The organism is Streptomyces sp. BBFR102 (assembly GCF_051397025.1).
In the GTDB taxonomy this organism is placed as follows: domain Bacteria; phylum Actinomycetota; class Actinomycetes; order Streptomycetales; family Streptomycetaceae; genus Streptomyces.
On record NZ_CP195757.1, the window covers coordinates 2,986,311 to 3,000,085 of the forward strand.

At 71.5% G+C, this 13,775-nt stretch carries 13 protein-coding genes and 1 pseudogene; 5 read left to right on the forward strand and 9 right to left on the reverse strand.

Annotated features, from left to right (window positions below; all coding sequences use genetic code 11):
* The first annotated feature begins 91 nt into the window (after nt 1–91).
* The 3 genes from metG to ACSLIC_RS13250 all read left to right on the forward strand — a co-directional run bounded on the left by metG (nt 92) and on the right by ACSLIC_RS13250 (nt 4,118).
* Complete coding sequence (metG, locus tag ACSLIC_RS13240; RefSeq protein WP_436737868.1) at nt 92–1,708, forward strand: methionine--tRNA ligase; 1,617 nt, start codon at nt 92–94, stop codon at nt 1,706–1,708.
* Nucleotides 1,709–1,924: 216 nt separating this feature from the next.
* Nucleotides 1,925–2,404, forward strand: coding sequence for a MarR family winged helix-turn-helix transcriptional regulator (locus ACSLIC_RS13245; protein ID WP_436737869.1), 480 nt, complete (start codon nt 1,925–1,927; stop codon nt 2,402–2,404).
* Between the two features lie 130 nt (nt 2,405–2,534).
* The gene (locus ACSLIC_RS13250) at nt 2,535–4,118 is read left to right on the forward strand and encodes an MFS transporter (protein ID WP_436737870.1); all 1,584 of its coding nucleotides are present in this window, start codon (nt 2,535–2,537) and stop codon (nt 4,116–4,118) included.
* 34 nt (nt 4,119–4,152) lie between these two features.
* On the opposite strand, the gene ACSLIC_RS13255 is transcribed toward ACSLIC_RS13250, so the two are convergent.
* The 4 genes from ACSLIC_RS13255 to ACSLIC_RS13270 all read right to left on the reverse strand — a co-directional run bounded on the left by ACSLIC_RS13255 (nt 4,153) and on the right by ACSLIC_RS13270 (nt 6,489).
* A complete protein-coding gene (locus ACSLIC_RS13255) occupies nt 4,153–4,959 on the reverse strand; it encodes an aminoglycoside phosphotransferase (RefSeq protein WP_436737871.1) in 807 nt (268 codons plus the stop codon).
* An 89-nt stretch (nt 4,960–5,048) separates the two neighbouring features.
* A complete protein-coding gene (locus ACSLIC_RS13260) occupies nt 5,049–5,174 on the reverse strand; it encodes a hypothetical protein (protein WP_436737872.1) in 126 nt (41 codons plus the stop codon).
* Between the two features lie 8 nt (nt 5,175–5,182).
* Entirely contained in the window at nt 5,183–6,301 is a 1,119-nt protein-coding gene (locus ACSLIC_RS13265) for a radical SAM protein (RefSeq protein ID WP_436737873.1), read from the reverse strand.
* A complete protein-coding gene (locus ACSLIC_RS13270) occupies nt 6,289–6,489 on the reverse strand; it encodes a hypothetical protein (protein WP_436737874.1) in 201 nt (66 codons plus the stop codon). The genes ACSLIC_RS13265 and ACSLIC_RS13270 overlap by 13 nt, the downstream gene beginning before the upstream one ends.
* 443 nt (nt 6,490–6,932) lie before the next feature.
* Between ACSLIC_RS13270 and ACSLIC_RS13275 the strand changes: the two genes are divergently transcribed.
* Nucleotides 6,933–8,276, forward strand: coding sequence for a helix-turn-helix domain-containing protein (locus tag ACSLIC_RS13275; RefSeq protein WP_436737875.1), 1,344 nt, complete (start codon nt 6,933–6,935; stop codon nt 8,274–8,276).
* On the opposite strand, the gene ACSLIC_RS13280 is transcribed toward ACSLIC_RS13275, so the two are convergent.
* Nucleotides 8,254–8,787 (reverse strand): NUDIX hydrolase, encoded by a 534-nt coding sequence (locus tag ACSLIC_RS13280; RefSeq protein ID WP_436737876.1) that lies wholly within the window; start codon nt 8,785–8,787, stop codon nt 8,254–8,256. The two genes, ACSLIC_RS13275 and ACSLIC_RS13280, sit on opposite strands and share 23 nt — an antisense overlap.
* 143 nt (nt 8,788–8,930) lie before the next feature.
* Between ACSLIC_RS13280 and ACSLIC_RS13285 the strand changes: the two are divergent.
* Nucleotides 8,931–10,117: pseudogene (locus ACSLIC_RS13285) on the forward strand (dihydrofolate reductase family protein).
* 12 nt (nt 10,118–10,129) lie between these two features.
* On the opposite strand, the gene ACSLIC_RS13290 reads toward ACSLIC_RS13285, so the two are convergent.
* The 4 genes from ACSLIC_RS13290 to ACSLIC_RS13305 form a co-directional block, all read right to left on the reverse strand.
* Entirely contained in the window at nt 10,130–10,738 is a 609-nt protein-coding gene (locus ACSLIC_RS13290; protein ID WP_436737877.1) for a hypothetical protein, read from the reverse strand.
* The gene (locus ACSLIC_RS13295) at nt 10,735–12,030 is read right to left on the reverse strand and encodes an MAB_1171c family putative transporter (RefSeq protein WP_436737878.1); all 1,296 of its coding nucleotides are present in this window, start codon (nt 12,028–12,030) and stop codon (nt 10,735–10,737) included. Before ACSLIC_RS13295 ends, ACSLIC_RS13290 begins: the two co-directional genes overlap by 4 nt.
* Before the next feature lie 74 nt (nt 12,031–12,104).
* Nucleotides 12,105–12,704, reverse strand: a complete 600-nt coding sequence (locus ACSLIC_RS13300; RefSeq protein ID WP_436737879.1) for a toxin — start codon at nt 12,702–12,704, stop codon at nt 12,105–12,107.
* Between the two features lie 6 nt (nt 12,705–12,710).
* Complete coding sequence (locus ACSLIC_RS13305; protein ID WP_436737880.1) at nt 12,711–13,262, reverse strand: hypothetical protein; 552 nt, start codon at nt 13,260–13,262, stop codon at nt 12,711–12,713.
* Between the last annotated feature and the right edge of the window lie 513 nt (nt 13,263–13,775).

Here is a 13,775-nt window from a genome sequence, read left to right on the forward strand (position 1 = left end):
GCGGCCCCCGGTCCGGCGACCGGGGGCCGCCCGCGTTCCACGCCGTGAAACGCGGTGAAGTGATCTTCGCCGGGCCGTTAGGATTTCGCCCATGGCGGCCAATGGAAACGAGAAGCAGGGGACGAAGGCGTTCTACGTCACGACCCCGATCTACTACGTCAACGACGCTCCTCACCTGGGCCACGCCTATACGACCGTCGCAGGCGACGTGCTCACGCGCTGGCACCGTCAGCGCGGCGAGAAGGTGTGGTACCTCACCGGCACGGACGAGCACGGTCAGAAGATCATGCGCACCGCCGACGCCAACGGCGTCAGCCCGCAGGAGTGGTGCGACAAGCTCGTCACCCAGGCGTGGAAGCCCCTGTGGGAGCACCTGGAGATCGCCAACGACGACTTCATCCGCACCACGGAGAAGCGCCACACCGACCGCGTCCAGGAGTTCGTCCAGGACCTGTGGGACAAGGGCGAGATCTACAAGGGCGGCTACGAGGGCCCGTACTGCGTGGGCTGCGAGGAGTACAAGCTCCCCGGTGAGCTGCTCGACGGCGAGGGCGACCTCGCGGGCGAGAAGCTCTGCCCGGTGCACAAGAAGCCGGTGGAGATCCTCAAGGAGGAGAACTACTTCTTCAAGCTGAGCGAGTACGCCCAGCGCCTCCTCGACTTCTACGAGGCCAACCCGGGCTTCATCCAGCCCGAGTCCGCGCGCAACGAGGTCCTGAACTTCGTCCGCCAGGGCCTCACCGACCTGTCGATCTCCCGCTCCACCTTCGACTGGGGCGTCAAGGTCCCGTGGGACGACAAGCACGTCATCTACGTGTGGGTCGACGCCCTGCTGAACTACGCCACGGCCGCCGGGTACGGCGCCGACCAGGCCCGTTTCGACGCGACCTTCCCCGCCGACGTCCACCTGGTCGGCAAGGACATCCTCCGCTTCCACGCGGTGATCTGGCCCGCCATGCTGATGGCGCAGGGCCTCCCGCTCCCCGGCCGGGTCGTGGCCAACGGCTGGCTGCTGGTCGGCGGCGAGAAGATGTCCAAGTCGAACCTAACCGGCATCAAGCCGCAGGACCTCACCTCGCACTTCGGCGTCGACGCGTACCGCTGGTACTTCCTGCGCGCGATCTCCTTCGGCCAGGACGGCTCGTTCTCCTGGGAGGACTTCTCCGCCCGCTACACCAGCGAACTGGCCAACGACTACGGCAACCTCGCCTCCCGCGTCGCCGCGATGGTCGGCAAGTACTTCGGCGGCGAACTGCCCGCCGCCGGTGCCGCGGGCGAGGCCGAGCGGGCGGTCCAGGAGGGCCTGGCCAAGGCCGTCGCCACCGCCGACCGCGCGATCGGGGAGGAGCTGGACTTCCAGTCCGGCATCCTCGCCGTCTTCGACTTCGTCAAGCAGGTCAACGGCTACATCACCGAGCAGGAGCCCTGGAAGGTCGCCAAGGACGACAGCGAGGAGGGCCGCGCCCGCCTCGCCACCATCCTGTACACGGCCGCCGAGTCGCTGCGCGCCATGGCCGTCCTGCTCAACCCGGTGATGCCCGACACCTCCCAGAAGCTCTGGGACTCCCTCGGCGCCGAGCCGCACCTCGGCCCGCTCGCCTCCCAGCGCATCGACGAGACCGCCGACTGGGGCCGCCTCCCGGCCGGCGCCACCGTCACCAAGGGCGCCGTCCTCTTCCCCCGCCTGGAGGAGAAGCCGACGGCCTGACCCGTCCCGCCCCGGCGGACGCCGACACCGAAGCGGTCGGCCCCTCTGAGGGGCCGACCGTTTTCGTCGTGCCCGGGGCGGTCCGGTTCCGCCCTGTTCCGCGTCGCCCAGCGGGTGGACGGACGAGGCGGGCGGGCGAACCCCCGCCGTCCGCCCGGCTCCCCGCGGGACGCCGCACTTTGACATAGGTATGACCCCATACCTATTCTCCTCTCCGTGGAGACGACAGCACGGATGCCGGACAAGCCGCCGGCCGAGGACCTGGCTCAGGCCCTCGCCGCCGTCCTCCCCGCCCTCCATCGCGCCCTGGACCGCCGCGTAGACGCCGACTTCCCGCACCCCAAGCCCGCCGAGGGCCAGATCGCCCTGTTGCGGCTGATCCGGGACCAGGACGGCATCACCGTCCGGGAGGCGGCCGAGGTGCTGCTGGTCAAGCCCAACAACCTCAGCGCGACGGTGACCCAGATGGTGGCCGCGGGACTGGTCGAGCGCCGCCGGGACCCCGCCGACAAGCGCGTCACCCATCTCCACCTCACCCCGACCGCCGCCGCCCGCACCCGCACGGTGGACGGCCTGATCAGCGGATACGTCGTACGAGCCCTGGCCACCCTCAGTGACGGCGAGCGGGCCGCGCTCGGCGCCGCCGTCGGAGCCCTGCGCGTACTGGAGCGGGGTCTCCACCCGGCCGGGTCCTGACGTCCGGCCGCACGGCCCCTCCCGCACAGCCCCGCCCCTGCCTGATCCGGCGCGGGGCCGCAGCCGTGTCACGGCACCACCCATCCCCTGCGGCGGCACCCCGCCGCCGCGTCTCCTGTGAGGAAACCCCATGTCCACCCGGACCCCCGAAGCCCCGCCTCAGGCGGAACCCGCGCCCCCGGCCCCCGGCCGGCGCGGCAACCCGTGGCTGACCCTGACAGCCGTCGCCTTCGGGCTCTTCATGGTGGCCCTGGACGGCTCGGTCGTCTCCATGGCCAACCCGGAGATCGGCCGCGACCTGAACGCCAGCACCGCCGACCTCCAGTGGGTCACCAACTCCTACCTGCTGGCGCTCGCCGCCGCCCTCATCCTCGGCGGCAAGCTCGGTGACCGCTTCGGCCGCCGCACCTACTACCTGATAGGCGTCGCCGGCTTCACCCTCGCCTCGGTCGCCATCGGCCTGGCCGGGTCCATCGAGGGCGTCATCGTCTTCCGCGCCGTCCAGGGATTCTTCGGCGCGCTGCTGATGCCGAACACCCTCGGACTGCTGCGCGCGGTCTTCCCGCCGAAGAAGTTCGGCATGGCGGTGGGCATCTGGGCGATGGTCTCCTCGGTGTCGACGGCGCTGGGCCCGATCGTCGGCGGCCTGCTGGTCGAGCACGTCAACTGGGAGTCGGTCTTCTTCATCAACGCCCCCGTCGGCGTCCTCGCCCTGGTCTTCAGCGCCTGGGTGCTGCCGCAGGCCAAGGGCGAGGAGGAGCACGGTGCGCGCTTCGACATCCCCGGAGTGGTGCTGCTCGCCCTCGGGCTGCTGCTGGTGGTCTTCGCCGTCGTCAAGGGCGAGACGTGGGGCTGGGGTTCGCCGGCCACCGTGCTGACACTGCTGGGCGGTCTCGTGGTCCTGGTCGCGTTCGGCCTCTACGAGAACCGGGTGGCGCACCCGCTGCTGCCGATGCGGCTCTTCCGCAACCCGGCGCTGACCATCGGCACCGTCATCACCGCCGTCAACTTCTTCGTCCTGCTCGGCGTGATCTTCTTCGTCATGCTGTACCTGCAGAACGTGCGCGGCTACAGCCCCGTCGAGTCGGGCATACGCACCCTCCCGCTCAGCCTCGCCTCGGTCGTCGCCGCCCCGCTCGGCGCCGCCCTCACCGGCCGCTTCGGCGCGCGCCTGACGATGCCGCTCGGCATGCTGCTCCAGGCCGGCGCCTCCCTCGGCATCCTCGGCTGGGGCCTGGACACCGCCTACGCCGCGCTCTGGCCGCCCTTCGTGGCGCTCGGCCTGGGCATCGGCATGGTCATGGCCGCCTCCTCGGACGCCATCGTCGGGAACGCGCCCGTGCGGGACGCGGGGGTCGCGGGCGGCCTCCAGTCGACCGCCCTCCAGGTCGGCGGCGCCCTCGGCACCTCCGTCCTGATCTCCCTGATCAGCAGCCGGGTCGCCGCGACCTTCGGCGCCGAACTGGCCGCTGTCGGAGTCCCCGCCCCCGTCGCCGACGGCCTCGCCGAGGCCAAGGACGCCGTCGCCATGGGCGTGGCCCCGGTCGGCCCCCGCCTGCCTGAAGCCCTCCACGGTCCCGTCACCGAGGCCGCCGGCCAGGCGTTCCTCAACGGCGTCCACACGGCCGTCTGGGTCACGGCCTGCCTCTGCGTGGCGGGGGCGGGGGCTTCGGCTTGGGTGCTGCGGCGCCGCGACCCTGCCTCTGCGAGCTAGGGACTGTCCGGCGGACAGGCCCTGGACGCCGGGCTCAGGCCCTCGCCCGGTACTCGTCCCAGACCCTTGCCGCCGTCGCCGGCCTGGTCGTCCACGGATCGGGGTCGCTCGTGCTGATCTCGGACCACAGACGATGGCTGGCGGCGGCGAAGGCGGTGATTCCCGGGGCGGGGGCCGTGGCCCAGGCGAGAGTCCGGGCCGCCCAGCTTTCCGCCGAGGCGGGAGTGTGGCCGGAGGCGATGAGCCAGATGACCCAGTAGGCGGCGTCGAGCCAGGCAGCCCCGCGCGTGGCCCAGGCCCAGTCCACGAGACGGGCTTCCTCGGCGACGAGGACGTTGGTGTTGTTCAGGTCGGTGTGCAGAAGATGGTCGCCGGAGAAGAAGGCCAGGTCGGCCGGTTCCCCGACGTACTCCTTCAGGCGTTGCTCCGCCTCGCGGAGCGGAATGTCAGGGCGGGGCGTTCCGCCGAGCCGGTCCAGCAGGGCGACGACCTTCGGCAGGTCCGGGGAGCCGGGTGCGTAGTCGGCGTGGTGGTGGCCGGTCAGGGCTTCGAAGCCGAGGAGGTCCCAGCCGTGGCTCACGACATGCCAGCGCAGTGCGGGAGCCAGCCCGGTGAGGAAGGGGGCGATCGCTGCCTCGCGGGCCTGGGTCCAGACGCGGGGGTGGTCGGTGCGCAGGCCCTTGACGTGCCAGGCGCCGGAGGCCGAAGTGAGGCGTACGGAGATCTCGCTGTTGAACCCTTCGGCCACCTCTTCGGCGTGGAGCAGGGGTCCGGTGTGCTCCTCGACAGCAGCCCGTACGGCGGACGGAAGCTGGTCGACAGAGAAACGGGCAGTGGGCATGCGGCGCCTTTCCTCGGTTAGCCGGTGCGTCGGCCGGGGCTCGCCGTCCACATGCCGCCGAGCCCCGACGCTCTCACCTGCCTGAACGACTACCGGTAAGGGTTGTCGTCGTTGCAGCCCGGGACGGCCCCCTCGGTCAGCGTCTCCAGGCCGTCGAGGAGTACGACTTCCTCGGGTTCCCGCAGGGCAGTCGGCGGGCTCGTGATCTCCACCATGACAGCGGTCAGCGACGGTCTTCCTTTCCGTGTCGGCAATAGGTGTTGAGTGGCTCCTTCGCCTCCTGGTACACCTTGGCGAGCGGTCGGCAGACCCGGCAGGTGCCGGAGAGCAGACAGCCGCCGCAGCCACCGGTGCGAAGCATCTGGGCATCGGCGATGCGGGGTAGACGGCGGAGCCCGTCCAGGCCCTCGGTAACCAGGTCGACGGGGTTTTCGCGGCCGACCTTGCACATGGTGGCCTGGCCGTGCGGGTCGACGTGGAAGAAGGTGTGACCGGCGGGACAGCCCTGGAAGACACTCGTCTTGTCCAGGAATCCTGGTGCTTGCGCGGCCAGCGGTTCGGGGTCGCCCGTGTACGTGGGCGAGATGGTGCCGTACTCGGTGCGACGGGCACCGTAACGGTCGGCGAAGGCGCGCATGGCGTGGACCTCGTGGGCATTGTGCCGGGTGATGATCAACGCGAGTTCGAGAGGGATGCGTGCTTCCCGAGCGGCATCGAGCCCTTTCTCCACGAGCCGGAAGGCTCCCTTCCTGCGCGTCAGGGAGTCGAAGCTGTCAGGTGTGGCGCCGTAGAGGGACACCGTCACTTTGTGCGGCGGCCGGTTCCTGAGCATGGCGATGATCTCGGGGTGGTGCAGCCGGGAGCCGTTGGGCAGGATCTCGATGAGCATGCCGGAGTCGTACGCGAGGTCGTAGGCATCCATGAAGTCACGGTCGATCAGCGGCTCGCCGCCGGTGAACTGGAGCCAGAGCACTCCCGCGTCGCGCAGAAGGCGCAACAACCGCGCCTTCCCGTCCCAGGGCAGGCCCTCGAACTTTCTCTCCGCGAGGTAGCAGTGCTCGCAGTTGAAGTTGCAGCCCTTGTTGATCTCCCAGGTGGCCCGTCCGTAGCCGAGGGGCGTCTGTGGGCGTACCAGGACGGCGTTCCGGAACGGTGTGGCGGTGAGGTCGAGGTCCCATGCTTTCCGTGCGCCCTCCACGAGCCACCTGAGCACGGGACGGCCGCTGTTGGCGAGGGCGGCGAGTTCGCCGTACTTCGCGCGGGGCAGTCTCATGCCGGCCCGGATGCCCGGGCGGGCGACGAGGAAAGTGCCGTTGTAAGGGCTCACGATCAACTGGTGCACGAGGTCTCCTCGCTGTACGCGGCTACGTCCCAGGTGTGCCGCTCGGGGTGCCCGGAGTACAGGCAGCAGGCGTCGGCGTCGGTGTCGAGGGGCGGCACCGGGCAGTCGGGCAGCGTGACGGCCTCCGCCGTGCCGCCCTCGTCCCAGCGGAACCACAGGGCCGCGTACGGTTCGGTCTCGGCGAGCAAGCCGTGGTGCTTACCGGTGCTGTGCGGCGGTAACTGGCACCGCACCGCTGTCTCGAACCAGCCAGCGGACCAGAGGGCGGTCAACACGTCGACCGGTACCCGGCGCCGGTGTGCGCAGCGCATCACGTCACCGAGCCGTGAGCGGCTTGCGGCTGACGGGCGCGGCAGCTCTGGCACTGGCACGGCGGGTACCGCTCATGGCTCACCGATGCCGGCCTCGTCCTGCTCACGCTCACCTTCGTCGTGGGCCCCCACGTGCGGCCGGAGTCGCGCGAGATCCGCAGCGTCATCCGTACCTCGTCGTCGTTCTGTCCGTTCGCCATGGGTCGAGGATTTCGGGCGGCAGCCCGAGCGGAAAAGGCCCAACGGGTTACCCAACGTGGGTAACATCACTGTCCGTTTGCCTTCCGCAGCGATCCGTAGTCCCGTATCGGAGCGTGTCGATGCCCGAGCTGCCTCACTCACCGGAACTTCCGGCCGGTCTGCTGACGGACCCGGCGATGATCGACGCGTGCCGGAGCAGGGACTTCGGCACCGTTTTCCGGCTGGTGAAGACCCGGGCGGGCATTTATCCGTCGATGATCGCGCGGCGGTGCGATCTCACCCCCAGCCGCGTCGGTGAAGTGATCGCAGGCCGACGCCAGTTGGTGCACATGGACGTCGTCGAGCGGATCGCCGACGGCTTGCGCATTCCCGGACACATGCTCGGCCTCGCCCGCCGTGCCTGGGAGACGCCACCGTGCCTGGACGTTCCGGCGCAACGGTCCGGTGTCGGGGGTCTGTCCAGGGAGCCGGTCGCGGCCGGCCTTCCCGGAACGGGCATCGACAGTGTGCTCGCGCTGGCGGCCGACCACCGCCCCGGTACGGCCACACTGGAAGCGCTGCACTCCTCCATCACCGACTACTGGCGCCGGGACGACGAACACGGTGGCGAGACCTTACGGCCCGCCGTGGTCGGCCAACTCCGCTACGTGCTGGGGCTTCTCAGAGAGCAGCCGTACGTTCCGCTCCGGGACGGTCTCCACGGCATCGCCGCGGAGCTGGCCAGGCTCACGGGGTGGACGCACTTCGACGCCCGCCAGTACCACCAGGCTCGCGCTTACTTCACCGAGGCCCTCGGACTCGCCAAGGCTGCGGACGACCGGCTGTTCATGGCCAATGTCCTTGCCTGCATGAGTCTGCAGGCCACTTACCAGGAAAGGCCAGGAGACGCCCTCGCTCTGGTTTCGGCGGCCCGGGACCAGGCCCGGTACGCGGAAGGAACGACGCCCAGAGTTCTGGCCATGCTCGCCACGCGGGAGGCGTTCGCCCATGCGGCCCTCGGAGACCCGGTGGCGACCCACCGCTCCCTCGCGGAGGCGCACGCGTCCTTCGGCCGGATCGGCACGGGCGACCCCGACCCGGCTTGGGTGGCGTACTTCGACGAGACGAAACTCGCCGTCGACACCGGTATCGCCCACGGCAGGCTCGGCGACGCGGAACTCGCAGAGCCCCTCATCACCGACGCCCTCCGCCGTGAGCAGCACAGCAACCACCGGGGCCGCGCGTTCCACGCCTTCTGGCTCGCCCGCACGCAGCTCCAGCGGGGCAAGCTGGACGAGGCGTGCCACACGGCGACGGAGGCACTGACCCCGGCGGCCGCCACCGCCTCCCGGCGCGTCGCGGACCACCTGCGCGAGTTCTACGGGGAGCTGGCGCCCCACCGCCGCGAACCGCTGGTCCTCGACTTCGAGGCACGGCTGCGCGAGACCCTGCCCGGTGGGCTCAGTGCGTCGCCTCGTCCATGAGGACGTACATCAGTCCGACCAGGGCCCCGCTGCTGACCACCTCGCGGCGGTCGATCATCGCGCGTACGTCGGCGAGCGGAATCCACTCGATGCGGTCCGACTCGTTCTTCTCCGTGGGCGGCCCCGCGTACGTCGCGCCCTCGGTGAGGAAGACGTGGTGCTTCGAGTCGGTGATGCCGTTGGCAGGTTCGGCGTAGACGAGCGGCTTGACCGGGCCCACCTGCCACCCGGTCTCCTCCAGGACCTCGCGGGCGGCGGCCTCGGCGGGGGTCTCCCCCTCCTCGATCAGGCCCATCGGCAACTCCCAGGCCCAGGCGTCGGTGATGAAGCGGTGCCGCCACATCATCAGCACCTCGCGGCGCTTGTTGACGACCACAGCCACCGCCAAGTGCCGCATCTTGACGACGTGGTGTTCCCACCGGTGCCCGTCCGGCGTCTCCACGTCGGTGAGCCAGAGGTTCACCCACTTGTTCTCGTAGATCGGACGTTCCCCGTGGGTTTTCCACTGCATCGGTGCGGCCCCTCTCGATCAGGCTTCAGGATGGCAGAGCCAGGGCACGGGGGCGGCGGTTTTCGGCTCACTTCGTGTCGGGGTGACGATTAGCGCCGGGCCCTCATACCGACCTGTACGCCCCACACCTCCGGGAGCCCCTCATGCCCCGCCCCCACGTCCTTCTCTCCGCCGTCTCGATCGACGGCCACCTCGACACCCGGCCCGGCGAGGACCGGCTCCTGCTGTCGAACGCGGCGGACTTCGACCGCGTCGACGCGGTCCGGGCGAGTGTCGACGCGATCCTCGTCGGAGCCGGGACGCTGCGGGCCGACAACCCGCGTCTCCTCGTCAACTCGCCCGAACGTCGGGCGTCCCGTGTTGCCGCAGGGCGGCCCGCGTACCCGCTGAAGGTGACCCTCACCGGTACGGGCGCGCTCGACCCGGGGTGGAAGTTCTGGCACCACGGGGGCGACAAGCTCGTCCTGGCTGTGGGGGAGGAAGCCACGGAGAAGGCGCGGGCCAACCTCGGTGACCTCGCCAGGGTCCAGCACCTCCCTGCTGGGGCAGTGTGGCCGACCGCCCTCGACCTCCTGGGTGACGTGTACAGCGTCGGGCGGCTCATGGTCGAAGGCGGCGGGTCCCTGCACACCCAGTTCCTCGAAGGGGCGTACGCCGACGAACTCCACCTCGCCGTCGCCCCGCTCCTGGTCGGCCAGCCGGACGCCGTCCGCATGCTCGGCCCGGCGCACTATCCCGGCGGGCCCGGGGCACGCCTCCGGCTCCTGGAGGCCCGGCAGATCGGCGACGTGGTACTCCTGAAGTACGCCCCCAAGGATCTGTCCACGGAGCAACGATGAGCCTCACTCCCTCGCCCGGCGGCGCTCCTGGCGCTGGTCACGACCCCAGCGCCGCCGACCGGGAGTGGCTGTCCCTCGCCTGCGAACTGGCCTTGCTCTGCCCGCCTTCGGCCACGGCCTTCAGCGTCGGGGCGGTCGTCGTCGCGGCCAACGGTGCGGAGCTGGCCCGTGGGCACTCCCGCGAGAGCGACCCGCACGACCACGCGGAGGAAGCCGCCCTGGCCAAGCTCCCCGCCGACGACCCCAGGCTCGCCACCGCAACTATCTACAGCTCCCTCGAACCCTGCGCCCGCCGGGCCTCCCGGCCGCGCCCCTGCGCCCAGCTCATCCGGGACGCGGGTGTCCGCCGTGTCGTGACCGCCTGGCGGGAGCCCGACACCTTCGTCCCCGGTGCCGACGGCGCCGAACTCCTGGAGGGGGCGGGTGTGACGGTGGTGGAGCTTCCGGAGTGCGCGGAGGCGGCGCGGCTGCCCAACCGGCACCTGGTCTGAGGGCGTCCCTGCTCAGCCGATCAGGAACCCCGCCGCCGTAGCGACCCCCGCCGCCGTCCCGGCGGTGACCTGCCCCACCGTGTGGTACCCCAACGCCACCCGCGACCAGCACACCGCCGCAGCCAGCAGATACCCGGCGAGCCACAACGGATGGTGCACGACGGCCAGTTGAGCCACCATGGCCGACGCGACGGCCGCGTCCACGGAGATCTTCCACACCGTGTTGACGGCGAGCAGCACGATGGTCATGGCCCACAGGGCCAGCATGGTGACGAGGATGTCGCGGGGCGCGCCCCCGGCCACCATCACCAGCGAACCGGCCCCGATCGATCCGAGGATGACGAAGAAGATCGGCGCGCGCTTGGTCCGGTCGACCACGTGCCGGTCGCCCCAGGCGCCCCGGCCCCGCTGCCACTCGATGTACCCGGCGGGTATGAGCCCGGCGCAGAGCGCCCCGAGGAACCCCCAGAGCAGTCCTGACCAGTGCCCCCCGGCCGCCGCGAGGCCGATCCCGAGCATCCCGGCGAGCAGGACGTTGCGGGGCTGGAGGATGTCGGTGACGCGGCGGGCTGCGGTGTTCTCCGGCGTCTCGGGGCTGGTGGAGGCGGTGCTGGTGGTCATCGGGTCGGCTGCTCCGGGGAGTCGGGGATGGCGGCGCCCGCGCCGTGGCCCGTGCGGGCTGCGGCGAGGACGGCGGCGGTACGGGCGGCGGGGATGGTCCGGCAGGCGGCGGCGACCTGGGTGAGCCAGGCGACCTCGCCCTCCTGGTCCTCGGCCTGCCGCGGGTCGGTGGCCGGGGCGGCGGGCCCGGCGGGGGCGCCCTCGGCGCGGGCGGCGAGCGCGGCCCGTATCCAGTGGGCGTCGGTGCGGGGGCCCCGCGCGGCCGCGTCGGCGGTGTCCTCGGCGGCTGCGGCGCGGGCGGCGTCGGCCAGGTGCTCGGGCGCGTAGTGGCGCAGCTTCTCGACGGCGTCGGCGATGTCGGCGGACCAGCGGTCCACCCGCAGGTCGGCCGGGGTGTCGAAGCGGATGGCCTCGCGCAGCAGGGAGGCGGGCGGGGCGAAGGGCTGCTCGGGGAAGGCGGTCATCAGCTCGCGCCACAGCGGGTGCAGCCGGGCCTGGGCGCGCCAGAGGCGGGCCCGGCGCAGGCCGGTGGAGAAGGCGGGCAGCGAGGCGCCGACGGCGAAGAGGGCGAAGAGCAGCACCTGTCCGGCCTCGGTGACCTTGTCGAAGGTGTCGGCGAACTCCACGCTCGGCTGGTCGACGACGCTGACCCACATGAACAGGGTGCGGCTGAGGGTGTAGGCGACGCCGATGAACATGGCGGCGGTCATCATCGACAGGCCGATCCGCAGGTGCCGGGTGGTGGCGTCGGCGGTGGCGAGCTTCCACTGGTAGGCGCAGACGGCGGAGGCGGCGCCGAGGTAGACGTAGAAGACCGTCATGTAGAGGGTGGCGCCGGGCTGGCCCGCGTGGTCGGAGACGAAGCGGTCGGAGGGGACGGACCGGTCGACGACGGTGAAGAAGAGGACGGTGAGGAGGACGAGGGTGGCGACCGACGCCTTGGTGGCGGTGCGCTGGACGAGGCGGGCGAAGCGGACGTGGCGGGGGATCGCGCCCCGGTCCGCGTAACGGCCGTAGATGGCGACGATGTAGCTGAGGATGGCGAGGATCGCGATGGTCGCCGTGTAGTGCTTGATGAGGACGGCCAGGTCGGTGACCGGGCTGTCGTTGAGCGAGGTGCGGACGATCTCCGTCTTGGTCCACAGGGCGGCGGCGAATCCGGCGTAGCAGCCCCAGAGCGCGCGTCTGCGCCGGTCCTCCTCGTCCCCCCAGAGGGCCGCGGGCATCCGCCACAGGGCGACGGCCGTCATCAGCGCGGCGACGAGGTAACCGGCCAGGTCGAGGGTGCTCACACGGGGTCCTTGGGTGGGGGTGCGTGGCCCGGCGTGGGAGGGCCGGGCAGTGGGGGCCGTCCGAGGTTAGTGGTTCAGGGCCGCCGCCGGAACAGGGAGCGGGCACCCCGGCGGTGGGAGACGGGCCGGGCCAGGGAGTTGGCGAGGCGGCCCACCATGTCGTCGCCCGCCACCTCGCGGGCCATGCGCGGGATGAGGGAGGCGCCGAACTCCGCCACCCGCTCGTCGTGGGTGTCGTAGACGGCGCGGGCCTGCACGGGCCCCTCCAGGCCGGGGAGGGGGCTCCCGTCGGGCGCCGGCGCGTCCGGCTCGCGGCCGAGGACGCGGCCGATCAGGCTGGGGTCGAAGACCGGCAGGAGGCGGCGGAGCTGGTCGCCGTCGAGGCTGGTGCCGTGGTCGAACCACTCGTGGCACAGCTCGTGCAGGATGACGTGCTGCGTCTGGTAGGCGGTGGGGCGCTTGCGGTACAGGACGAAGCTGGTGGCGGGGGTCTTCAGCCGCAGCCCGCACGCGGAGTGGACGCGCGTGAGGTGGTCGGGGATCTCGTGCAGGACGATGGTGCGCCCCCGGGCGGCCTCCATGTTGGCGACGAGGCCCGCTATCCCGAAGGGCGAGGGTATCGGCAGGTCGGCGAGGCCGTCCTCGCACTCCTTGCGCAGCGCGCGCAGCGACATGGCCGCTCAGCTCCCCGCGTCGCCGGGCCGGCCGTCGTCCTGCTCGCCGCGCTGGCTCTCCTCCAGCAGGGAGAGGGCGAACTGCAGGAGTTCGGGGGGGAGTCCGTGTGCGTCGAGGCCGCGGCCGGCGACGCCGCTGATCTCGCCGGTGCGCCGCTTGACCAGGAACTGGAGCCCGGCCACCACGTCGTCGACGACCTCGGACTCCTCCTTGAAGAAGCGCCAGTCGACGCCGAAGCCGAGCCCGAGCGCCTTCAGGATCTCCTCGGAGGGCTGGGTGACCTTGCCGGCCAGGATGTTCGAGAAGTAGCTGTGCGAGAGGGAGCCGCCGCGGCTGCGGACCAGGTCGGAGAAGTAGCGGCCGGAGATGCGCTGGCCGGGGAAGGTCTTCTCGACCATGTACTCGACCTTCTGCCGCAGCGTCGTCAGTTCGGGGGCGCCGTCGTCCCCCGGTGGGTGCGCCGGGTGGTCGTGCGGGGTGCCTGGCGGTGCGGCGGGGGTGGTCTGCCGCCGCTGCCCGGTCCGGTCGGTCCCCTCCGAGCTGGCAGCGCTGTTCATCCGGCCCCCACTGTCCCCTCCGCCGTTCCTGCTGGACCGAGGCCCGCGGTGTGCGCGTCTCGGTCGGCGGGGTCGTACTGTAACGGACCCCCTGCCACCGTCCGCGGCCTCCCGGCCATGCCTGCCCCGGTCCACGGGCCCCAGTCCCGGTGGCCGCGCCCGACTCGCGTCCGGGGAGGCGCGGCGGACGCCCGAACGGGCGGTGCCCGGCGAGAAGGGGTGGACAAAGGGAGCATTGCGCTCCGGCTGCGGATTCGGACTTGCGTAAATACTCTACGTCACTGTTAACTCGAAAAAACACCGGCAGGGGGCCGCGAGGGGAGCGCCCTGACGGTGACCGGGCGCGTTGCTGCCGGGGCTCCGCCGTGGACGCACGTCGCCGCGGAGGGCCCCCGGCGGTGGCACAGGCCGGTGGCGGAAGGCGATGCTACGCGCATCAACCCGTCCCCGGCGTGAACGCGATCCGCCTTCGGGCCGCCCACGGGGGTGGCGGCGCGGGGAGACGGCGCGTAC

Coding starts and splice junctions, on each gene's coding strand:
- ACSLIC_RS13305 (WP_436737880.1), bottom strand. CDS start 13,262: ATGAACAGCGCTGCCAGCTCGGAGGGGACCGACCGGACCGGGCAGCGG.
- ACSLIC_RS13275 (WP_436737875.1), top strand. CDS start 6,933: ATGCCCGAGCTGCCTCACTCACCGGAACTTCCGGCCGGTCTGCTGACG.
- metG (WP_436737868.1), top strand. CDS start 92: ATGGCGGCCAATGGAAACGAGAAGCAGGGGACGAAGGCGTTCTACGTC.
- ACSLIC_RS13300 (WP_436737879.1), bottom strand. CDS start 12,704: ATGTCGCTGCGCGCGCTGCGCAAGGAGTGCGAGGACGGCCTCGCCGAC.
- ACSLIC_RS13280 (WP_436737876.1), bottom strand. CDS start 8,787: ATGCAGTGGAAAACCCACGGGGAACGTCCGATCTACGAGAACAAGTGG.
- ACSLIC_RS13250 (WP_436737870.1), top strand. CDS start 2,535: ATGTCCACCCGGACCCCCGAAGCCCCGCCTCAGGCGGAACCCGCGCCC.
- ACSLIC_RS13260 (WP_436737872.1), bottom strand. CDS start 5,174: ATGGTGGAGATCACGAGCCCGCCGACTGCCCTGCGGGAACCCGAGGAA.
- ACSLIC_RS13290 (WP_436737877.1), bottom strand. CDS start 10,738: ATGACCACCAGCACCGCCTCCACCAGCCCCGAGACGCCGGAGAACACC.
- ACSLIC_RS13255 (WP_436737871.1), bottom strand. CDS start 4,959: ATGCCCACTGCCCGTTTCTCTGTCGACCAGCTTCCGTCCGCCGTACGG.